Genomic DNA, 20,790 nt, shown 5'->3' on the forward strand with positions numbered 1-20,790 from the left:
CGCCGGACGGGCTCAAATTGAGCCCGTCCGGCGATTGAGGACAATGGGGCCTGGGGCAGAGCCCCAGTTTCGGGAAGGGGCGGGGTGGGGGAAAGAGCCTGGACCGCAACCGACGACCGCGCCGCTGCGGGCCACGGCCGTCGTCGCCCCAGCGACAGCCGACACAGCCATCCACGCGGCCGCCGCGCCCGAGTCCTCCGACGCCGAACCCCCGGCCGCGATGGCCGTCCCCCAGGCCGGCCAGGACAGCCTGATCCTGCTGAGCCGGATCGGGGTCGCAGACCCCACCTCCCTCGACGACTACCGAGCCAGCGGCGGCTACACCGCCCTCCGCCGCGCCCTCACCCTCGGCCCAGCCGCCGTCATCCGCGAAGTAACCGACGCCGGACTGCTCGGCCGCGGCGGCGCCGCCTTCCCCACCGGCCGCAAGTGGCAGGCGACCGCCGCCCAGCCCGACCACCCCCACTACCTCGTCTGCAACGCCGACGAATCCGAACCCGGCACCTTCAAGGACCGGGTGATCATGGAGGGCGACCCGTACGCCCTCATCGAGGCGATGACCATCGCGGGCTACGCCGTCGGCGCCCACCACGGCTACCTCTACCTGCGCGGCGAATACCCCCGCGCCCAGCGCCGCCTGGAACACGCCATCGCCCAGGCCCGCACCCGCGGACTCCTGGGCGGGGACATCCTCGGGAACGGTTACGCCTTCGACATCGAGATCCGCCGCGGCGCCGGCGCGTACATCTGCGGCGAGGAGACCGCGCTCTTCAACTCCATCGAGGGCTACCGCGGCGAGCCGCGCTCCAAGCCGCCGTTCCCCGTGGAGAAGGGCCTGTTCGGCAAGCCGACCGCGGAGAACAACGTCGAGACGCTCGTCAACGTCCTCCCGATCCTGACCATGGGCGCCGAGGCGTACGCCGCGATCGGCACCGAGCGGTCCACGGGCCCCAAGCTCTTCTGCGTATCGGGAAACGTCGAACGGCCCGGTATCTACGAGCTGCCCTTCGGAGCGACGCTCGGCGAGCTCCTCGACCTGGCCGGTCCGCCCGAGCGGCTGCGGGCGGTGCTGCTCGGCGGCGCCGCGGGCGGCTTCGTACGGCCCGACGAGCTGGACATCCCGCTCACCTTCGAAGGGACCAGGGCGGCGGGCACCACACTCGGGTCGGGGGTCGTGCTCGCCCTCGACGACAGCGTGCCGCTCCCCCGCGTGCTGCTGCGCATCGCGGAGTTCTTCCGCGACGAGTCCTGTGGCCAGTGCGTCCCCTGCCGGGTCGGCACCGTACGCCAGGAAGAGGCGCTGCACCGGATCGCCGACCGCACCGGCGCCGCGGCGGCTGACGACCTCACGCTGCTGCGCGAGGTGGGGCGGGCCATGCGGGACGCCTCGATCTGCGGCCTCGGACAGACCGCGTTCAGCGCCGTCGAATCAGCCATCGACCGTCTGGGAGCGTACGAATGACCGCGATACCGCTGGGACTGCCGCGCCGGATGATCGAGTTCACCTTGGACGAGGAGGCCGTACGGGTTCCCGAGGGGGCGACGATCCTGGAGGCCTGCCGGGCCGCGGGCAAGGACATCCCGACCCTGTGCGAGGGCGACACGCTCACCCCGAAGAACGCCTGCCGGGTGTGTGTCGTCGAGGTCGAGGGCGCCCGCACCCTCGCCCCGGCGTGCTCGCGCCGCGCCGAGCCGGGGATGGAGGTGCGTACGGACACCGAACGGGCCCGGCACAGCCGCAAGGTCGTACTCGAACTCCTCGCGTCCTCGGTCGACTTGTCGACGACCCCGCACGTCGCCGAGTGGATCAAGGAGTACGCGGCGAAGCCCGGCCGGTTCGGCCCGGACGCGGCCCGGCTGAACGAGTCCCCCAAGGTCGACAACGACCTGTACGTCCGCGACTACGACAAGTGCATCCTCTGCTACAAGTGCGTGGACGCCTGCGGCGAGCAGTGGCAGAACACCTTCGCCATCGCGGTCGCGGGCCGCGGCTTCGACGCCCGGATCGCCGTCGAGCACGACGCCCCGCTCACCGACTCCGCGTGCGTCTACTGCGGCAACTGCGTCGAGGTGTGCCCGACGGGGGCGCTCTCCTTCAAGTCGGAGTTCGACATGCGGGCCGCGGGCACCTGGGACGAGGCGCAGCAGACCGAGACGACGACGGTGTGCGCGTACTGCGGCGTCGGCTGCAACCTCACGCTCCACGTGCAGGACAATGAGATCGTCAAGGTCACCTCACCGCACGACAACCCGGTGACCCACGGCAACCTCTGCATCAAGGGTCGCTTCGGCTACCAGCACGTACAGAACCGGGACTGACGGGACTGATCAGGACATGGGACGAGTCACGGAGCGACGGCGCGTGATCCGCGTCCGGGGCGGGGTGGTCTCCACCCGGCCGGACACACTGGTCGCGGAGGAGCCGCTGGAGATCCGGCTGAACGGCAGGCCGCTCGCCATCACGATGCGCACCCCGGGCGACGACTTCGCGCTCGCGGCCGGGTTCCTGGTGAGCGAGGGCGTGCTCGGCTCGGCGGACGAGCTGCAGTCCATCGTCTACTGCGCCGGTGCGACGGACGACGGCTCCAACACGTACAACGTGGTGGATGTGAAGACCGCGCCCGGTGTCGTCCTGCCCGACATCACCCTCGAACGGAACGTCTACACCACCTCGTCCTGCGGCCTGTGCGGCAAGGCGAGCCTGGACGCCGTGCGCACCCAGGCGCGTTGGCCGATCAACGGCGCCGACGGCGGTGGTGACGGCATCGGCGCCGACGACCTCGCCGCTCCCCCTGTCCGGCTGACGCCCGAGCTGCTCGCGGGCCTCCCCGACCGGCTGCGCGCGGCGCAGCGGGTGTTCGACCGGACCGGGGGTCTGCACGCCGCCGCGCTGTTCTCGCCTTCGGGGGAGCTGCTCGACGTACGCGAGGACGTGGGGCGGCACAACGCGGTCGACAAGCTGGTCGGGCGGGCGCTGCGCGAGGGGCGGCTGCCGCTGTCCCGTACGGTCCTGCTGGTGTCCGGGCGGGCCTCTTTCGAGCTGGCGCAGAAGGCGGTGATGGCGGGCATCGAGGTGCTCGCCGCGGTGTCGGCGCCGTCCTCGCTCGCGGTCGACCTCGCCGCCGAGACCGGTCTCACGCTGGTCGGGTTTCTGCGCGGCTCCTCCATGAACGTGTACGCGGGTGAGCATCGCATCGCTCTGCGGTCCCCGGCCGCCCAGAGCTGAGCCGGCCGCCCGCGGCACGGCGGCGGGGCCCCGGTCGGCGGGGAGCGCCCCCTGCGTCGGCCGCGGGCCCCGCTTCGCGCTGTCCCCGTGCCTGTGTGGGGCGGGCTGGGCCGGGTGTGACACGGGACACCGTCCCCCGGCGCCCCATGGACCGCGTCCGCGCCACCCGTTAGCGTCCCGAGCGTGTCCGTCATACCCGCCGGGGACCGCGCGGCCGCGCGGAAAGGCCAGCAGAGTGGCAAGCAGCAGCAGGGGACGGGCTTCGTCCTCCTGCTGGTGCTGCTCTTCGTGGCCGCCGTGGTGACCGCTCTCCCGGACGACGACGGTGAGGGCGGCGCCGACTGCACCGCGCGCAAGGTCACCTCGTGGACGGCGGACGAGGGCACCACGGGCGAGTTCGCGCGGTACGGCAACGACGCGGCGCGGGACGACGACTGGTCGGGGGGCGACGGCACCCACTCGGTGCGGCTGCCGGACGGGCGGGTGCTGTGGCTGTTCTCGGACACCTATCTGGGCCGGGTCAACCCGCCGCCCAACCTGGCGGGCCAGCCGCACCCCTGGCGGGACGAGAACACCCCGCTGCTGCGCAACTCCGGCGTGGTGATGTCGGCGGCGGGCCGCCTGGAGCAGACCCTGCCCGCGCCGCTGTTCCCGGACCCCGCGGCGGGGCAGTGGCGGTGGCCGGTCGCGGCCAAGGTCGAGGCCCGTACGCCGGGCGCGTCCGAGCGGGTCGTACGGGTGCTGCTGTGGACGCGCGAGACCGGGACCGGGCCGTGGATCTTCGGGGTGCCGCTGGCCACCGAGGTCGCCACGCTCTCGCTGCCCGACCTGCGGGTGGAGAGCATCGCGCGGGTGTCCGACCAGTCCGCGGTCGCCGACCCGGCGCGGCGCGTGCTGTACGGCACCTCGACGGTCGACCAGGACGGCTACACCTATGTGTTCGGCGGCAGCGACGAGCAGGCCACCGCGCGCCCGACCTCGGCCGCCCACCTCGCGCGCGTGCCGGACGGCAGGCTCGCCGAACCGGCCGCGTGGGAGTACTGGGACGGAACCGGCTGGGACACCCGCGACCGCCAAGCGCGGCCGGTACTCGGCGACGGCGGCAAGAAGGGTGTGGGCAGCGCGTTCACGGTCGTACGCGACGGGTCGACCTGGGTGCTGCTGACCATGGCCGCGGGCACCGAGGGGCTGACCACGGTCACCTCGTACTGGGCCTGCTCACCGAGCGGGCCGTGGTACGGCCCGGCGAAGGCCTTCGTACCGCCGCTGCCCGACGACAGTGCCGCGCGGCAGGACGCGGCCGCCTACAACCCGCAGGCACACCCCGCGCTCAGTGGGCGGGGTGGGGAGCTGGTGCTCAGTTACGACGTCAACTGGCTGGACCCGACGCCGCGGGTCGGGCAGTCGCACATCACGCGGAACGTGGACCTGTACCGGCCGCGCTTTGTCCGACTGAAGCTCGGTCCGGCGGACTGACCTGCGGCGCCACGGCCTCCGGGTCGCGCGAGCGGCGCTTGGCGATGACCGCGCACACCATCAGCTGCATTTGGTGGAACAGCATCAGCGGCAGTACGGCGAGCGCGGCCTGCGCCCCGAACAGCACGCTCGCCATGGGCAGCCCGGCCGCCAGGGACTTCTTCGAACCGGCGAACTGGAGGGCGATCCGGTCCCCCCGGTTGAAGCCGAGCCGCTTGCCGCCGTACCAGGTCAGCGCGAGCATCACCGCGAGCAGCACCGCCTCGACACCGAGCAGCGCACCGAGCCGGGCCGGGGTGACCTGCCCCCAGATGCCCTGCACCATGCCCTGGCTGAAGGCGGTGTAGACGACGAGCAGGATCGAGCCCCGGTCGACCAGGCCCAGCACCTTCCGGTGCCGGGCGATGAAGCCCCCGATCCAGCGCCTGAGCACCTGCCCCGCCAGGAACGGCACCAGGAGCTGAAGCACGATCTTCACCAGCGAGTCGGCGGAGAAGCCCGCGTGCCCGCCGATCAGCGCCGCGGCCAGCAGCGGCGTCAGGAGGACCCCGACGAGCGAGGAGAACGATCCCGCGCAGATCGCCGCGGGCACGTTGCCGCGGGCGATCGAGGTGAAGGCGATCGACGACTGGACGGTCGAGGGGACCAGGGTGAGGAAGAGCAGGCCGCTGTAGAGCGCGGGCGTCAGGACGTACGGGACCAGGCCCTTCGCCGCCAGGCCGAGCAGCGGGAACACCGCGAAGGTGCAGGCCAGCACGGTCAGATGGAGCCGCCAGTTGCGCAGCCCGTCGACGGCTTCGCGGGTCGACAGGCGGGCGCCGTACAGGAAGAACAGCAGGGCGATGGCGGCGGTCGAGGCCCCGGACGCGACCTCGGCGGCGGCGTCGCGGGCCGGGAGCAGCGCGGCGATCCCGACGGTCCCGACGAGCGTCACTATGAACGGGTCGACGGGCATCCAAGAGGGCCACTTACGGCCCCCGCCGAACGGAAACTTCACGGCGCACTTGCTCCAGGTCATCGACTCGTCAACGGGCCGTCGTCACGTCGCCAACAGTCGTCGTCACGTCGCCAACAGTCGTCGTCACGTCGCCAACGGTCGTCGTCACGTCGTCATCGGGTCATCGTCAGGTCGGATCGTGCCCTCCCCATCGTCCTCCTGATCACCGTAATCGGGAATCCCGTATACGGGACTGACTGTCATCACGTATCGCGATAGCCTGGCGGGGTGTACGACCCGACCCAGCTGCGTACGTTCCTGGCGGTGGCGCAGACGCTGAGCTTCACCCAGGCCGCCCATCGGCTCGGGCTGCGCCAGTCCACGGTCAGCCAGCATGTGCGCCGCCTGGAGGAGGCCACCGGACGCCAGCTCTTCTCGCGGGACACCCACAGCGTGCGGCTGACCGAGGACGGCGAGGCGATGCTCGGCTTCGCCCGGACGATCCTGCGGGCACACGAGCGGGCCGCGGCCTTCTTCACCGGCACCCGGCTGCGCGGGCGACTGCGCTTCGGGGCGTCGGAGGACTTCGTCCTGACCCAGCTGCCGCAGATCCTGAAGTCGTTCCGCCAGGAGCACCCTGAGGTCGACCTGGAGCTGACGGTCGAGCTGTCCGGGACGCTGCACGAGCAGCTCGCGGACGGGCGGCTCGATCTGGTGTTGGCCAAGCGCGGCCCCGGCGACCCGCAGGGGGCGCGGGAGACGGTGGTCTGGCACGACGAGCTGGTCTGGATCGGTGCAGAGCGGCTGCGCCTCGACCCGGACCGGCCGGTGCCGCTGATCGTCTACCCGCCGCCGGGGATCACCCGCGCCCGCGCCCTGGAGGTCCTAGAGCGGCACGGCCGCCCGTGGCGCATCGCCTGCACCAGCGGCAGCCTGAACGGCCTGCTCGCGGCGGCGCACGCGGGGCTCGGTGTGATGGCGCACAGCCGTGGCCTGATCCCACCGGGTCTGGCGCGGGTGCGCTCGGGGCTGCCGGAGCTGGGCGGTGTGGACTTCGTACTGCTGCACGGCGCCGGGGCATCGGCGGGGGGGGGGGNCGGTGTGATGGCGCACAGCCGTGGCCTGATCCCACCGGGTCTGGCGCGGGTGCGCTCGGGGCTGCCGGAGCTGGGCGGTGTGGACTTCGTACTGCTGCACGGCGCCGGGGCATCGGCGGCGCAGGGCCCGGCCCGGGCGCTGGCGGCGACGATCCTGGCGGGCGGGGACCGGCTGCACCGGGCGCGCGGCCAGTAGCCGAAGTGCCCGCGTCGGCCGGGCGGGCCGGGCCCTGCGCCGCAGGCCGGGAGCGTCGCGTCAGCAAGGCCGGGAGGGGCGCTTCCGCAGGCCGGGAGGGGCGCGCCAGAAAGCCGAAAGGCGCCCGTCCGCGGGGGGCGCGTCCATGACCGCACCGTACAGATTCCGTGGAGATTACGGGACCGTAACTTACTTTGGAGTCAGAATTCTGTCCCGGCCCCTCCCCTTGTGGCCGCATTTCGGCGCCTGACCTGTGCCGATTCCCCGCCCCCCGGTGCCGTACACCCTCTCCCCACGGGGCACCGGGTGGGGTACCGTCACCGGCGCTGTACGGAGCGCCACAAGGGAGTGCAAGTGCACGAGTTCACCTCCCCTCCTCTGGCGTCGGCGCCACCGGTGGGCGGCCTGGCCGACGCCGTCTTCGACCATGCCGGGACGGACCCGGACCGCGTCGCGCTGCGCCGCAAGGTCGAGGACCGCTGGCGGGATGTGAGCGCGGCGCGATTCCGAGACGAGGTACTGGCGCTGGCCAAGGGGCTGCTCGCGCAGGGCGTGCGGTTCGGGGACCGGGTCGCCCTGATGTCCCGTACCCGCTACGAGTGGACGCTCTTCGACTTCGCGCTGTGGACGGTCGGCGCCCAGGTGGTCCCCGTCTACCCCACGTCGTCGGCCGACCAGGTCTGGTGGATGCTGCACGACGCGCAGGTCACGGCCTGTCTGGTCGAGCACGAGGACCACGCGATGACGGTCGGTTCGGTCGTCGACCGGCTGCCGCACCTGAAGCGGCTCTGGCAGCTGGACGCGGACGCGATGGGTGAACTGCGCGCCGCGGGCGAGCACATCGACGACGACGTGGTGCACCGGCACCGGCGCGCGGTCACACCCGAGTCGACCGCCACCGTGATCTACACCTCTGGGACCACGGGCCGCCCCAAGGGCTGTCTGCTCACCCACGCCAACTTCATGTTCGAGTGCGACACGATGCTCGGACGCTGGGAGCCGGTCTTCCACTCCAAGCCGGGCGACGAGGCCTCCAGCCTGCTGTTCCTGCCGCTCGCGCATGTCTTCGGCCGGATGGTGCAGGTCGCGGGGATCCGCGGCCGGGTCGTCTTCGGCCATCAGCCCGAACTCACGGCGGCCGCGCTCCTGCCCGACCTGGTCTCCTTCCGGCCGACGTTCATCCTGGCCGTGCCGTACGTCTTCGAGAAGGTCTTCCACGCGGCGCGCCGCAAGGCCGAACTGGCGGGGAAGGCCGGGCCCTTCGACAAGGCCGTGGAAGTCGCGGTGCAGTACGCGGAGGCACTGGAGCACAAGGCCTTCGGCACCGGACCCGGGCCATCGGCATCGCTGCGGATGCGGCATCAGTTCTTCGACAAGCTGGTGTACTCCAAGGTGCGCGAGGCGATGGGCGGCAGCATCCGGCACGCGATGTCCGGCGGCTCGGCGATGGACCGGCGGCTCGGACTGTTCTTCGCGGGCGCGGGAGTGATGATCTACGAGGGGTACGGGCTGACCGAGTCCAGCGCGGCCGCCACCGCCAACCCGCCCGAGCGGACCCGCTTCGGCACGGTGGGTCGCCCGATCCCCGGCACCTCCGTGGCCATCGCGGAGGACGGCGAGGTCTGGCTGCACGGCGGCCATGTCTTCCAGGGCTATCTCAGCGACCCGAAGGCCACCGACGCCGTACTCAACGACGGCTGGCTGGCCACCGGCGACCTGGGGCGGCTCGACAAGGACGGCTATCTGACCATCACCGGGCGCAAGAAGGAGATCCTGGTGACCTCCGGAGGCAAGAGTGTCTCGCCCGCGCAGCTGGAGGAGCGGGTGCGCGACCACCCGCTGGTGGCGCAGTGCATCGTGGTCGGCAATGACCGTCCGTATATCGCGGCGCTGCTGACCCTGGACCCCGAGGCCGTCGACCACTGGCTGAACATGCGCCGCAAGCCGAAGCCCGAACCGGCCGAGCTGGTACGCGACCCGGACCTGGAGAGCGAGATCAGGCGGGCCGTGGTCACCGCCAACACCCTGGTCTCACAGGCCGAGTCGATCCGCACCTTCCGGATTCTGGCCCAGCCGTTCTCCGAGGAGCACGGGCTGCTGACCCCGTCGCTGAAGCTGAAGCGCAAAGCCATCGAACAGGCCTACGCGGCCGAGGTCGAGGCTCTGTACCGCGGTTGAGATTCTGACGGTTCATCAGTTACCGATGCGTCAGTTATTGACGGGTCGTCAGGTCCACCGCAGAATTTCGGTCACTCCGAGGGAGGGACCCGACTGTGTTGCGACCCATCCGCACCATCGCCACGGCCGCCGCCGCACTGCTGCTCGCCACCGCGTGCAACTCCGCCTCGACATCCGATTCCCCATCCGGCAAGGGCAGTTCGGCACGGGGGGTGACCGACGACGCGATCAAGGTCGGCGGCATCGTCTCCATGACCACGGCCAGCGGTTACTCCAAGAAGGACACCGACCTCGGCGCCAGGGCCCGCTATCTGCGCGCCAACGACGAGGGCGGTGTCAACGGCCGGAAGATCGACTACGTGGGCACCGAGGACGACGGACAGGACCCGGGCAAGAACCTCGCCGCGGCCCGCGAACTCGTCCAGCGTAAGAAGGTGTTCGCCGTCTCCCCGATGAGCTCGGTCACCTTCTCCGGAGCCGACTTCCTCCAGGAGCAGCAGGTGCCGACCTTCGGCTGGGGCACCGTCCCGCAGTTCTGCGGCCCCACGTACATCTACGGATTCGGCGGCTGCATGGTGCCGATGCCCGGCGGCACCATCACCCAGAGCTGGCCCGAGGGGCTCGCCGACGTCCTGGGCGGCGCGCAGGGCAGGTCGGTGGCGATCCTCGCCAACGACAACGACGCCGGGACGTTCGCCATCCGCACCTACAAGCAGGGCTTCGCGGCCGCCGGGTTCAAGGTGGCCTACGCCAAGGCCGCCGTCCCGGCGACCTCGCTGCCGAGCGACTGGACCGCGTACACGAAGGAGATACTGCGCAGCGACGGCGGCAAGGCACCCGACGTGGTGGTCTCGGTGATGCAGACGCCGTACAACATCGGCCTGTTCACGGCCGTCAAGCGCGCCGGGTTCAAGGGCGTCATCACCGACCCGACCGACTACGACCCGGCGCTGCTCGCCAAGGACGCGACGAAGAAGGCTCTGGACGGCGTGCATGTGCTGCTGTCCTTCGAGCCGTTCGAGTCCGACAGCGAGCGGATGAAGCAGTTCAAGGCGGACATCAGGAAGGCGGCGGGGAAGAACGTCCCCCTGAACATGCACATGATGTTGTGTGTGATTGTCTAGCCATCGGCTTGGCCACCGCCGATTGGCGGGGCAACGTCTCTGACGTGCTGGTATCAGGCAGAGTGTTACTCATCGCTAACCACCGATACCCACGAATGGCCACGTTCGGTTCCCACTTGTTTCCCAACGACCCCTCGCCCAGAGCACCTGCAGGCAGCAGAACGCCGGAGCCAGACCCTGAACGCCCTCGGAGGCGGTGACAGGTCTGGCTCCGGCTTCTTTGATGAACGAGTGTCCGGTGCATGGATTACGGGATTCAGATCACTCCTTCAGATGAACGTCGAGTACAGGCTGCCGTCGGCGCTAGGGCCGCCACCGCGCCCGCTATAGGGGTACGGCGGCCGGGTGGCGGCCCATTCGAAGTGCCGAGTACCTGATCTCGACGCTCCGAAGCTTCACTCCTCAAGTGCCCCTGGCATAGCCCAAGGCGCCTGAGGCTCCTGGTTGTAACCAGCCATACGCCTGGTTCGTAGCTTCAGACCTCACGTCATGATCGACGCCAGGGGTCCCGATGTCAGCAGCGCGCTACCGCCGCATCGCCGCTGACATCCGCGCCCGCATCGACCGCGGCGACTGGCGCCCCGGCGAACCACTCCCATCCCGCCGCCGCCTAGCCGCCGAATACGACGTCCACCACGAGACGATGAACCTCGCCTACACCCTGCTCCGCAGGATCGGAGTCCTGGAGGGAGAGGAGCGAAAGCAGGTCACTGTCGCGCATCCTCCTGCCATGCGCACCCTCACCGACATCGATGCCGAGTGGCCGTTCTCCAGCGAGACCACGGACACCCGCCCCCAGCCAGCCACCGAGGAACTCGCGGCCCGCCTCGGCGTCCGGATTGGGGTGCGACTGCAGCACGAGACGGTGGAGTGCCTCGATCCGGGCGGCCGGTCGGCGATGCTCACGTCCACGTGGTGGCACGGTCAGCGTCGGGCGCATGCGTCGTTCACGGCCGAGCTGGGGACGGTGCGGCTCGGCGACGAACAGGCGCACGCCCTGGGGCTACTGGTGGACACGGTGGCCTATCGGGTGGTGCGGACTCGTGTGGATGCGGAGGGGCGTCCGTTGGAGACATCTGATCTGATCCTCCCGGTTGACCGCTGGATGATCCGTCTGTGTCCGCCGCAGGGGCAGGCTTGATCGTGAGGCTCGGCGAGGGCTGGGCCGAGGAAGTATTGAGACAGTAAAGCTCAGCTTTGTTGAAGGCGTAAGAGTGCCGTATGCATATGTCTGTGCACTCCGTTCGCACCCCGTGTGAATCCCGCCCACTTCTACCGTCCCGGAGGTAGGCCTCGCGTCACGTCCGGGCTCCGGTTGTGTAGCTGTCGAGGTCGCGGAGGCAGCGGGCGAGCTTGTCGACGTGCTGGGCGGCGGACGCTAGCCCTGCTCCGAGGTCTTCGGTAAGTGTGGCGGCTGCGGCGTCGAGGGTGCGCTGGCATGAATACCAGTCGGGGTCGCCGCGCCACATGCGGTCGGCCTGCTTCTGCACTATCGGCGTGAGTACGTCGAGCTCGGCGCGGAGTTGCCTGTCGAGTTCGCGGAGTCGCTCGATCGGCGGCAGCGGCGGGCGCGCCTGGAGGCCTTCCTCGATGAGGGCGGCCCTCGCCTCGGGGCTGCGTGTGTGGCCTTCGCTGTGCTGGTGTGGGTCCGTAGGCTGGTGCATGTCGACGCTCCGGTCAGTCGTCGTCGGCCGTGCCCCCGGTCCGTGCCTGCGGATGCGGGGGTTTTCCGTTGGCCTCACACCGTACCGCTCTATACCGCTACATGGAGCAGCATGCCGCTACCTGCGGTTTCTGGGTGTGGTGGGCCGCTTTACGTTGACACCATGGATGATCAAGAGCCGGTGGTTGATCCGTCGCGGCCGGTGTACGTGTACGTGCAGGTTGCCGATCACCTGGCCGCCCGTATCGCCGCTGGGCAGATCTCCGCAGGCGCCCGGCTGGCGGGTGAGCGGGACCTGGCTACCGAGTACGGGGTGGCAATCGGTACGGCGCGGCGGGCGATCCAGGAGCTCCGGGACCGCGGCCTGGTGGTGACGCTGCCGGCGCGCGGTACGTTCATCGTCGAGCAGCCGCCCGTCAGCTGACGCCTGTCACACCGGGCGCCTAGGCTTGCGTCATGCCCCCGCCTCCCCCGTCTGACGGCACTGTGCGCTCTGCCGCCGAGCTCAACCGGCAGATCCGGGCGCTCTGGCCGCATCCGGCGGTGCGTCTGTCGGACGAGCAGCGGGCCCGGTATGAGGTGCTGGTGGCGGAGTGGGCTGCGGCGGTACGCGCCGAGATGGTCGAGGCGGCTTAAGATCCGGCCGTGGCTGACATCCCCGATGAGCTGATCATGCTGGAACGATCCTCCGAGACAGAGCGGGCGAAGCTCGCGGGCCTCGATGGCGAGGAGCACGACGCGCAGTGGCGACGCTGGCGCGAGGCGGCCGAAGCTGTCCAGGCCGCCATCACCGCACACGCGGCAGCGGCCGGACAGAGCCGCTTCGACGTCGAGGCCGCCGTGAAGGCGGCAGTGCGCCACGCCGACGAGGACCCAGCCGTATAGACCATGCGCCCCGCCCCCTGATCGGGAGCGGGGCGCGGTGCGTCGCAGCCAGCAGACACGGATGTTGCGGGCAGCCTAGCCGCGGGGACTGACAGCCGGGCATGACGAACCCCCGCCGCCCGCCCGCGAGGGCAGACGACGGGGGCATGAGCTACGGGTACTGGCGGCGGTACGGGTCCAACCCGGCAGCCTGCTGGCCGCGACCCGGCTCCGGATCAGGGGCCCCATCGCGGCGACACACCAGTGCGTCCTCATCCCACGACGGGGCCTGCAGCGAGTAGCCGTCCGGGCACGTCTGACCGTCACGGCCATCCGCCCCCGCCGGGCCCGTCGGTCCCGGTTCGCCTCGAGGGCCCACCGGACCGGGTTCACCCTGTGGGCCAGCCGGACCGGGCGAGCCGGGCGGGCCGACGACGGTCTCGCCGTCAGAACCAGGGGCGCCGGTCGGCCCCGGCTCGCCGACACCATCGACGCCGTCCGCCCCATCGTCGCCGTCCCTACCCGGCTTCCCCGGCGGTCCGGAAGGCCCCGGCGAACCAGGTCGCCCACGCTCGCCTTGAGCCCCCCGCGGGCCGACCACGGACTGGCCAGGCTCGCCGCGACTGCCCGGCGGGCCGGCGATCGGTTTCTGACCCAACTCCTCCACCTGCGTCGCCAACGCATCGCGGGCTTCGTTCGCGTCGCGCAGTTCGTGGGACATCTGCTGCATCGTGATGACCACCCACGCCAACACCACCAGAACAGCGAGCACACCGAGCCCGAACCACACATCGGTACGACGCCGAGCCCCCGCCCCGGAGCCATGACTGCTCATGTCCCCGCCCCCTGCGCCGTCAGATACGCCTGCAGGAACACCAGCAGCACCGGCACGACAAGGGCAGTCACGATCCAACGCCGGTCTGCCGCACGCTGCCGCACCCGCTCCCGGTCGGCCTGTTCCAGCGCCAACGTCCGCGCGGTCACCGCCTGCAGGTCCTTGTCGAATGCAGCCATCCGCAGTTCGAACACGTCCTGGGACACCTTGCCGTCGAGCCGGACGCCCTGCTGGCGGATGTCTTCCTTGAGGTCCAGGTGGACGGCCTCGAGGCGGCGGGCGAGCTCTCCGAGAGTCGGCTCATTGGGCAACGGTCACCACCCTTCAGGTCAGGAGTGGGACGGCGTCACGGGCGCGTGTGCGGGGCTGGCTGGCGAGACTTGTCCGCGAGTGAGGAGTCCGAGGACGGCCAGGACGACTGCGTTCAGGGCGCCGACGGTTTCCGCGGACACGTTGAAGCCGTAGGCGCCGAGCAGGACGGCGGCGGCTGCGACGACGCCGGTGAACGCGGACGGGGCGATCGGACGGGTCAACGCGGCCGATATGGCGGCGAACGCGGCGGTGATGACCGCGACGATCGCACCGGCCTGCTCTCCGGACATGCCGACGTTGAAGGTGACCAGGAGGGACAGGCCCGCGCTGATGACGGCGACGATAAGCGCCGGTTCTCTACCGAAGATCTTCATGGGGTTCTCGTTTCAGTTCAGGCGTCGGGGATGTCGAGACGGATCTCGATGGACTCGATGGCAGCTGTCAGTTCGGCGACGATGGCCGCCGGGTCGAGGTCGCCGAGCCCGGAGGCGAGGGTGGCCACGGTCTTGACGAGTTCGTCGATGGTGGCCTTCTGCCTGCCGAGCTGCTGCTCGATGCCCCGCACGCGCTTGCCGGTGTCGACGACGATCGACTTGGCCATCCACTGCGGGTTGTCGTCGGTGCCCCACGGCACGTTGATGAAGTGGTCTTTCTCCCAGACGCGTTGGGCGATCTTCTCGATGTCGTCGCTGGTGAGAGCCATGTCGTCCTCCTGTTGGTTGCCGTCGAGGCGGGCGGCGATCCGGCCGCGCATCGTCTGCATGGTGAAGCCGCGGGGGTCGACTTTGCCGGGCTGCCACTCCAGATGCCCGATCACGCTGCCGGCGCCCCAGCCGTGCGCCCGGCAGATCGCCGCCGACACCCGCTCGATCGCCTCCAATTGGGCGGCCGGCCAGGGGTCGTCGCCGTCGCCGAGGTTCTCGCACTCGAAGCCGTAGAAGTGCCGGTTGCCGTCGGTGTTCGCTTCGTTCGGCCGGGGCAGCGCCCGCTCGGCGATGACCGCGGCCAGGACGTCGCCGTCGCCCGAGCCCGCGTGGTTGGTGCGGCCGTGCCCGACGAGGTGGACTGTGCCGTCTTTGGTGATGACGCCGTGGCATAGCGGGCCGGGCAGGCTGCTGTGCCCGTCGCGGCAGATGCGGACCGTGGCCGCGCTGCCGGACGTGACGGTGTGGTGGATCATGACGCCGTTCACGCCGCCCCACAGACCCTTGTGGTTGCGGTTGTGGGTACGCCAGCCGCCGACCTCGACCACACGGCAGCCCTCGGCACGGAGGGCGGCGAGGAGCCGGTCAGCGGAGAGTGGATCAGCCATGATCAGCTCCTAGATGATGCGCTCGTAGATCATTCTGGTCTGGTTGCCGCCGCGGAGGATGGTGTCCTCCACAGCGGCGGTGTCCTGCGCGAACCGCATGGTGATCGTGTTGAGGGTGCCGTCGGTCTCGAAAGTCCCCTGGTCATAGGCAGACCAGAACGTCCCGGAGCCGTTCGCGCCACCGGCCACCCTGTCCGTGGTATTGCCGGGGCGCCGGAAGATGACGCTCTGCGGGGAGTTGAACGTGCCCGTCGCGGCCAGCGCGACTGCCTGCGTGAACGACGCGAACAAGGCGTTCGGCGCATCCCAGTTCCACTTGAAGTCCCCGGTCGAGCCGGAGCCATCGCCGCCGGTCGAGTACGAGATCAGCAGGAGGTACCGGTACACGGCGTTGATCTCCGGCGTGAACGTGATCTCGCTGTCGACGTAGGTAGTGGAGTTGTTGACGGTCTGGTCGTTCTCCTGCGTCACCAGCAGCGGGATGCGGGCATTCCACGCGTCGGCGGTCATGATCTCACCTGCGCGCTTCCTCGGGTTGGGCATCTGCGGCTCCTCTCTACAGGCCGAGTACGGCGGGACGGGCCAGAGACACCGCGGTCCCGGCAGACTGGCTCTTGGCGACGCCGTTCAGGGATCGCTCGACCGTGATGCGCTGCGGGGTCACCACCTGGAACTCGTCGTAGCTGATCACCGGGTTGGTGTTGGTGTTTCCGGCGAACGCCGAGCACGTCACGCCCACCGCACCCGAAGCGATCGTGTCGGCGGTGATGGTCTCGTCGTTGTGCCAGCCCACCGGCTCCGCCTGATCATCCGGCCACGCCCGGATCAGCATCCGGTGCCCGATCAGCCGGGCCCGCAGATGGAAGATGTCGTTCGCCGCGTAGGAGAAGAGCAGCGACTTCGCGGTACCGATCTGAGTGGTGCCGCGCGTCACCGACGTGAACATCGTCCCGCTCAGCGAGAAGTGCAGGCGGGCCCGGTAGTAGTCGGTGCCGCCCGTGTACCGCATCAGGATGCCCGGAATGATCGACTCGCCGGTCGCGACCTGGTCCACGGAGAGCGTCACATGGATCTCGCAGTCCCCGACATCGGCCGCGAGTTGCTGCACACGGATCGTGGAAGGCGACGACGCCAGCGTGATCGTGCCCACCCCGGCCGCGACCGCCCGGTCCGTAGCGGCGCCCCCGACCTCCGTGTACGCCTGCCCGGAGCTGGAGGTGCCCCAGGTGTTGGTGTCGGTGCGGCCGAACTCGTCCCACACCAACGGCTCCACCGACGTGGCCCGAACGGTTTCCCCGCCGAGCTTCAGGTCATAGGGCAGCTGCTCCGGCAACGCCCCCGCCGGGCCCGTCGGCCGGATCGTCAGGATGTCCCCGTACAGCACATGCGACGCCGGGGGGAACGAGTCCATGGTCGGGGCCATGTTGGCGTAGGCGGCCGTGCCGGGCGCGGTGAACGTCCCCTGGAGGAACACCCACGTGTTCGCCGCGACGCTGACACTGCTGGAGCCAGTGGACAGGTAACTGTGCGAGGCGTCGAACCAGTTGATGTTCAAATCGAGGGCGCGGGCGACCTCGCAGTACAGCCACCCGGACACCGTGTACGACTCACCCGGCACCACCGCGTACTGGTCGGACCCGGCGTTGGGAAACTCGGCCACCCCATCGGGCACCAGGCGCAGACTCCAGTCGCCGGGGAACGGCGCACCCGCGGGGGTGGCCGCGCGGCTGACCGTGGCCCCGTTCCCCACCCACTCGTCGAGACTCTCCTCGAAGTCGTAGTTGCCGTTGAACACGCGCATCGCCGTCAGCCACACCGCCCGGTCATGGACGCCGTCCTGCGGCGTGTGCACCAGCAGCTCGCTCGGCTTCGTGGCACCCAGCCGCAGCGTCACCTCATCCGCATGCCACACGTCCGAAGCGCTGGGAGTGCCGCCGTGACGGGCCCGCACACTCGCCCGCGACGCGGACGCCGGCGCCACGTAGGCCGCCTCCAGGTACGTCCACACCCCGGCCGCCACCGCGGTGCCGCCGAAGCTCGACGACAGGTAGCCGCCTGCCGCGTTATACCAGTCGACCGCGGGGCCGAGGTCTGACCAGCCGCCTGCCGAGTACGCCCAGCACGAGACGTGGTAGGTCTCGCCCGGCGTGATGGTGCCCGCGGCGGTGGCGGGGGAGGCGTTGAGGCCACCAGACCCGCTGCTGCCGTTGGGGGTGATGCGTGCCGACCAGGACCCGCCGAAGGGCGGCGCGCCGGGGCTGGCGACGCGGGCGACGGTGGCATTGCTGCCCGCCCAGCCGGTCAAGTCCGCCTCGAAGGTGGGGTTCGAGTTGAGTGCCGGCCCGGACGCGGCGTCGGTCAGGACACTGCCGGTGGTGTCGAGCCGGTTGGGCTGATCGGGCTGTGCCGTCGCCTCATCACCCGGCGGCAGCTGCGCAATCGACCCCCACGGGGATCCAGGGGAGCAGTTGGCCTGCCAGTCCCACGTCAATGCGTTGAGGGTTTCGGTGTAGCCCTCGATGATTTGGTCGATGCCGTCTGGTGGCAGCCATGACGGAGTCTGGTCGATCGTCAGGGCATCGCCGACGTCCTGCGTCGCCACCGCATCGATCAGCTCGGGGCTCCGCCCCAGGTCCACGCTGATCGCGGGGAAGCGCTGCTCATCGACCGTACCGAGGTGGACGCGCCACCCTGCCTGCGAGGCGAGGTCCTCGTCGTCCGCAACCTCGACGGTGACCTGATCCGGGTAGGGGCCGACGCCGTCAGGCGGGGCCTGCACAGATAGGGGTCCGCTGGCCTTGGCGACCCGCTCCTCGCCGCCGCCCTCGCGAGTAGCGGTGACATCGTTGACGGTCAGCTGGTCGTCATCGGTGGGCTCCATCGGCGGGACGATGTCAGTCGTGTAGTCGAGGGCGAGGAGGGGGTTGCCGACGTCGACGTGCTTGGTGTGCGCCCGCCACACGGCGCCGTTGATCCAGCCGGTGCCGGTGAGGCCGATGGTGTGCCCGTCGTCCCGCACGGTGACGGTGCCGTAGCGCTGGCGGCCTCCGCTGCGGCCGAGGTTGTAGATGGGGTCGGCGTCGTCGGTCGCGGTGGTGAAGGAGCTGTCCATCGACGCGAGCATGTACATCGGGAATCCGCCGTGCGGATTGTTCGGGCCGGAGCTGATACCGAGGGCGTGCTCGTCTGCGGTCAGCAGGATCATGCGGTCGAGCCAGCCCGTGTCGCCGAACATGGCGACCATCTCGGCGCGCTCGTGGATGAAGCTCGACCAGGTGTCGGAGCCGCCGATCCAACGTGACGGGCTGATCCACACCAGCGCCTCCGCGCCCGTGTCCGCCGTCAACTGGCTCTCGATCCAGGTCTTCTGCGCCGAGCCGAGCAGCGTCTTGGCCGGGCCCTGTGGATCACTGTTGGGGTCGCGGGCCGAGCGCACATCGGACGCGATGAACAGCACCCGGCCGACCTGCCACGACTGGTAGATCGCCGACGCGGACGGCAGCGTGTAATGCGGGGCCCGCTCCCGGTACACGGCGTTGGCAGTCGCGTTGCCCGCGTCGGTGCGGTCGGAGTTGTTGGGCCCGAAGTCGTGGTCGTCCCAGGCGTAGGTGGTGGCCACGTCCCGGTAGAACCGACCCTGCCGCGCGCTGGCGCCGAGCGTGCCGTTGAAGGTCAGCGTGTCGTCATACGCGTCCCGGTACAGGGACGTGGTGGCCGTGGCGATGTTCCGGTAGTGCAGGTCCCCGAGGTGCGAGAAGAACAGCCAGTCCTCCGCCCCGGCTTGGCTCCTCATGGTGTCGAACACCGGGTTGTCGCTGACGGCGCTGGTGATGTACGAGTCGTCACCCGCGCCGGTCAGCCCCGCGTCCCCAGCCGCGCCGAACACGAACGACGCGCGCTCGCCGACGGCAGCCGGGTGCGTGCGGAACGTCCCCGAGAACGCCGTATCCAGGACGGAGTCGTCCTCCAACGCGTAGTAGTAGCGGGTGTTCGCGGTCAGCCCCGTGGCGGTCAGCGACACCATGCCGTCCGCCGTCGGCGTGTCCGGGCCGAAGTACGTCGGCGATGAGAAGCCGGAGTCGGTGTCGACCGCCAGCCGCGTGCTGCTGCCGGTGACCTTGCCGCGCACCCACACGCCGGTGTCCGACAGAGCGCCCGCCCACACATGCACGACACTCATACGGCGGCTCCTTGGTTGTAGCGGGAGCGGCCCGTGCGGTACTCCAGCGCGACCTCCTGCCGGGATTCGCCCAGCGTCCCGCCGTCCACCGCCTCCGCCGCCCGCAGCAGCATCAGCAGGGCGCCCGGCCGCTGCGGGCCCATCTCGTGCGTGTCATCCAGATCGCCATGCACCGTCAGCGCCACACCGTCCTCGGCGCAGATGCGTTCGATACGGCGCCCGGCCCGCTCCCGCTCATGCCCGAGCAGCGCCCGGTAGGCGTCGATCGCGTGCGGGGCACCAGTGCCCCAGTAGGCGAGATGCCCGAGCGCGACCGCCTCGGTGGTCTCGCTCGTGTCCTCCGCAGCCCACGTGTAGGTGACCCCGGACAGCGCCTGGGTGGCGACACCGGACCGGTTGCCGCTGGCCGCCAGGGCGCCGTCGAGATACAGCTCCCAGTCCGTACCCGAGGCACCGTCATCGGCGACCGTGAGGCGGACGTGGTGTGGGTCAGCGTCGTAGATGCCGGGGGACGACACGGTGTCGACGAGGGTCTCCGTCGCCCCCGTGTCGTCGGTCTCCTCGATGTAGACCTTGAGAGTGTCGCCCGCGGTGGTCGCATCGCACTCCAGCCGCCACTGCACCCGCGGGTCGGCGTTTGTGCCCTCGCCCGCATCCCGCAGGTACAGGTTCTCCACTCGGCCTGTGCCGGAGCGGACGTGGTCGACTGACCAGCCGGTGGTGTCGGCGACGCTCACCGACCCGGTCAGGGTGCCGCCTGTCTTGCGCTGCGGCAGCTGCGCCACATCGTCTAGCCACGGCGCGAGCTGCCCCGACCCCCACTCCGGCTGGTCCTGGAAGAAGCTTCCGGACTGACCCAGGGCCCGGATCGGCTGGCCGCCAGCGGCCACCTCGGTAGCGGACCGCGCCCCAGCGTCCTCGGTAAACGGCCAGTACGACAGGAGCGCCGCTTCGTGGACGTCCACGAAGCGGCGCATCGCATCCCGCGGCGGCGGCGATCCCGCCTCCAGGCGGCGCAACACCCCGGACGCCTGGATCGGTACCCACACGTCCAGACCGCCACTGATCCACCGGGTGGGCCACTCCGACACCTCCCCCGCGAACCGGTAGTAGCGCAGGCCAGAGTCAGCCAGAACCGAGACGCGCAGCGGCGTGTTACGGCCGATCAGCCCGTACAGCGGCGAGGCCGGGTTCCGGGGGGTGAAGTGGCCGTCCACGTTGTTGATGGTCAGCTCGCAGGTGCTGGTGTCCACCTGTGCGCCTTCACGAGAGCGGCCTCGCTTGATGACGATGTCGTCACGGGCGTACAGGTCGGTCGAGATGGCCGTCCACACCCCGCCAAGGAGCAGCTCGACCGTGATGGCCAGGGGCGTCTGAGGGAAGGCCACGG

19 protein-coding genes are annotated in these 20,790 nt (G+C 70.3%); 11 read left to right on the forward strand and 8 right to left on the reverse strand.

Features of this window, described 5'->3' with window-relative positions:
- The 4 genes from U9R90_RS05035 to U9R90_RS05050 all read left to right on the forward strand — a co-directional run.
- Positions 1 to 1,462: NADH-quinone oxidoreductase subunit F (locus U9R90_RS05035; RefSeq protein WP_411055149.1), on the forward strand; the 1,462-nt coding region annotated here is incomplete at its 5' end.
- A complete protein-coding gene (locus U9R90_RS05040; RefSeq protein ID WP_411055150.1) occupies positions 1,459 to 2,319 on the forward strand; it encodes a 2Fe-2S iron-sulfur cluster-binding protein in 861 nt (286 codons plus the stop codon). The genes U9R90_RS05035 and U9R90_RS05040, both read left to right, overlap by 4 nt.
- A 16-nt stretch (positions 2,320 to 2,335) precedes the next feature.
- Positions 2,336 to 3,226 (forward strand): formate dehydrogenase accessory sulfurtransferase FdhD, encoded by an 891-nt coding sequence (fdhD, locus tag U9R90_RS05045; RefSeq protein WP_411055151.1) that lies wholly within the window; start codon positions 2,336 to 2,338, stop codon positions 3,224 to 3,226.
- Positions 3,227 to 3,409: 183 nt separating this feature from the next.
- The gene (locus tag U9R90_RS05050; RefSeq protein ID WP_411055152.1) at positions 3,410 to 4,702 is read left to right on the forward strand and encodes a DUF4185 domain-containing protein; all 1,293 of its coding nucleotides are present in this window, start codon (positions 3,410 to 3,412) and stop codon (positions 4,700 to 4,702) included.
- Here U9R90_RS05050 and U9R90_RS05055 read toward each other — a convergent pair.
- Positions 4,638 to 5,657, reverse strand: coding sequence for a bile acid:sodium symporter family protein (locus U9R90_RS05055; RefSeq protein ID WP_411055153.1), 1,020 nt, complete (start codon positions 5,655 to 5,657; stop codon positions 4,638 to 4,640). The genes U9R90_RS05050 and U9R90_RS05055 overlap by 65 nt on opposite strands.
- A gap of 270 nt (positions 5,658 to 5,927) precedes the next feature.
- Here U9R90_RS05055 and U9R90_RS05060 point away from each other — a divergent pair, with 270 nt between their 5' ends.
- The 4 genes from U9R90_RS05060 to U9R90_RS05075 all read left to right on the forward strand — a co-directional run bounded on the left by U9R90_RS05060 (position 5,928) and on the right by U9R90_RS05075 (position 11,375).
- Positions 5,928 to 6,932, forward strand: coding sequence for a LysR substrate-binding domain-containing protein (locus U9R90_RS05060; RefSeq protein WP_411055154.1), 1,005 nt, complete (start codon positions 5,928 to 5,930; stop codon positions 6,930 to 6,932).
- Between the two features lie 354 nt (positions 6,933 to 7,286).
- Positions 7,287 to 9,110: an AMP-dependent synthetase/ligase gene (locus tag U9R90_RS05065; protein WP_411055155.1), complete on the forward strand. Its 1,824-nt coding sequence runs from the start codon at positions 7,287 to 7,289 to the stop codon at positions 9,108 to 9,110.
- 95 nt (positions 9,111 to 9,205) lie between these two features.
- On the forward strand, positions 9,206 to 10,234 hold the full coding sequence (locus U9R90_RS05070) for an ABC transporter substrate-binding protein (RefSeq protein WP_411055156.1): 1,029 nt from the start codon (positions 9,206 to 9,208) through the stop codon (positions 10,232 to 10,234).
- A gap of 511 nt (positions 10,235 to 10,745) precedes the next feature.
- Positions 10,746 to 11,375, forward strand: a complete 630-nt coding sequence (locus U9R90_RS05075; protein ID WP_411055157.1) for a GntR family transcriptional regulator — start codon at positions 10,746 to 10,748, stop codon at positions 11,373 to 11,375.
- A gap of 157 nt (positions 11,376 to 11,532) precedes the next feature.
- On the opposite strand, the gene U9R90_RS05080 is transcribed toward U9R90_RS05075, so the two are convergent.
- Positions 11,533 to 11,898: a DUF6415 family natural product biosynthesis protein gene (locus U9R90_RS05080; protein WP_411055158.1), complete on the reverse strand. Its 366-nt coding sequence runs from the start codon at positions 11,896 to 11,898 to the stop codon at positions 11,533 to 11,535.
- A gap of 162 nt (positions 11,899 to 12,060) precedes the next feature.
- Here U9R90_RS05080 and U9R90_RS05085 point away from each other — a divergent pair, with 162 nt between their 5' ends.
- Genes U9R90_RS05085 through U9R90_RS05095 form a run of 3 tightly spaced genes read left to right on the forward strand, consistent with a single transcriptional unit; the run spans position 12,061 to position 12,782 of the window.
- Entirely contained in the window at positions 12,061 to 12,321 is a 261-nt protein-coding gene (locus U9R90_RS05085; RefSeq protein ID WP_411055159.1) for a GntR family transcriptional regulator, read from the forward strand.
- A 32-nt stretch (positions 12,322 to 12,353) separates the two neighbouring features.
- Positions 12,354 to 12,533, forward strand: a complete 180-nt coding sequence (locus tag U9R90_RS05090; protein ID WP_411055160.1) for a hypothetical protein — start codon at positions 12,354 to 12,356, stop codon at positions 12,531 to 12,533.
- A gap of 9 nt (positions 12,534 to 12,542) precedes the next feature.
- Positions 12,543 to 12,782, forward strand: coding sequence for a hypothetical protein (locus U9R90_RS05095; RefSeq protein WP_411055161.1), 240 nt, complete (start codon positions 12,543 to 12,545; stop codon positions 12,780 to 12,782).
- 810 nt (positions 12,783 to 13,592) lie between these two features.
- Here U9R90_RS05095 and U9R90_RS05100 read toward each other — a convergent pair.
- Genes U9R90_RS05100 through U9R90_RS05125 form a run of 6 tightly spaced genes read right to left on the reverse strand, consistent with a single transcriptional unit; the run spans position 13,593 to position 20,788 of the window.
- Complete coding sequence (locus U9R90_RS05100; protein WP_411055162.1) at positions 13,593 to 13,907, reverse strand: hypothetical protein; 315 nt, start codon at positions 13,905 to 13,907, stop codon at positions 13,593 to 13,595.
- A gap of 18 nt (positions 13,908 to 13,925) precedes the next feature.
- Positions 13,926 to 14,282 carry a hypothetical protein gene (locus U9R90_RS05105; protein WP_411055163.1) on the reverse strand — a complete coding sequence of 119 codons (357 nt, stop codon included), beginning with the start codon at positions 14,280 to 14,282 and terminating at the stop codon, positions 13,926 to 13,928.
- 17 nt (positions 14,283 to 14,299) lie between these two features.
- Positions 14,300 to 15,220, reverse strand: coding sequence for an N-acetylmuramoyl-L-alanine amidase (locus U9R90_RS05110; RefSeq protein WP_411055164.1), 921 nt, complete (start codon positions 15,218 to 15,220; stop codon positions 14,300 to 14,302).
- Between the two features lie 9 nt (positions 15,221 to 15,229).
- The gene (locus tag U9R90_RS05115; RefSeq protein WP_411055165.1) at positions 15,230 to 15,730 is read right to left on the reverse strand and encodes a hypothetical protein; all 501 of its coding nucleotides are present in this window, start codon (positions 15,728 to 15,730) and stop codon (positions 15,230 to 15,232) included.
- Positions 15,731 to 15,776: 46 nt separating this feature from the next.
- Positions 15,777 to 19,400 carry a carbohydrate binding domain-containing protein gene (locus U9R90_RS05120; protein ID WP_411055166.1) on the reverse strand — a complete coding sequence of 1,208 codons (3,624 nt, stop codon included), beginning with the start codon at positions 19,398 to 19,400 and terminating at the stop codon, positions 15,777 to 15,779.
- Positions 19,397 to 20,788 (reverse strand): hypothetical protein, encoded by a 1,392-nt coding sequence (locus tag U9R90_RS05125; protein ID WP_411055167.1) that lies wholly within the window; start codon positions 20,786 to 20,788, stop codon positions 19,397 to 19,399. Before U9R90_RS05125 ends, U9R90_RS05120 begins: the two co-directional genes overlap by 4 nt.
- Between the last annotated feature and the right edge of the window lie 2 nt (positions 20,789 to 20,790).

It is taken from the genome of Streptomyces sp. E11-3 (genome assembly GCF_046540415.1).
Taxonomy (GTDB): Bacteria; Actinomycetota; Actinomycetes; order Streptomycetales; family Streptomycetaceae; genus Streptomyces.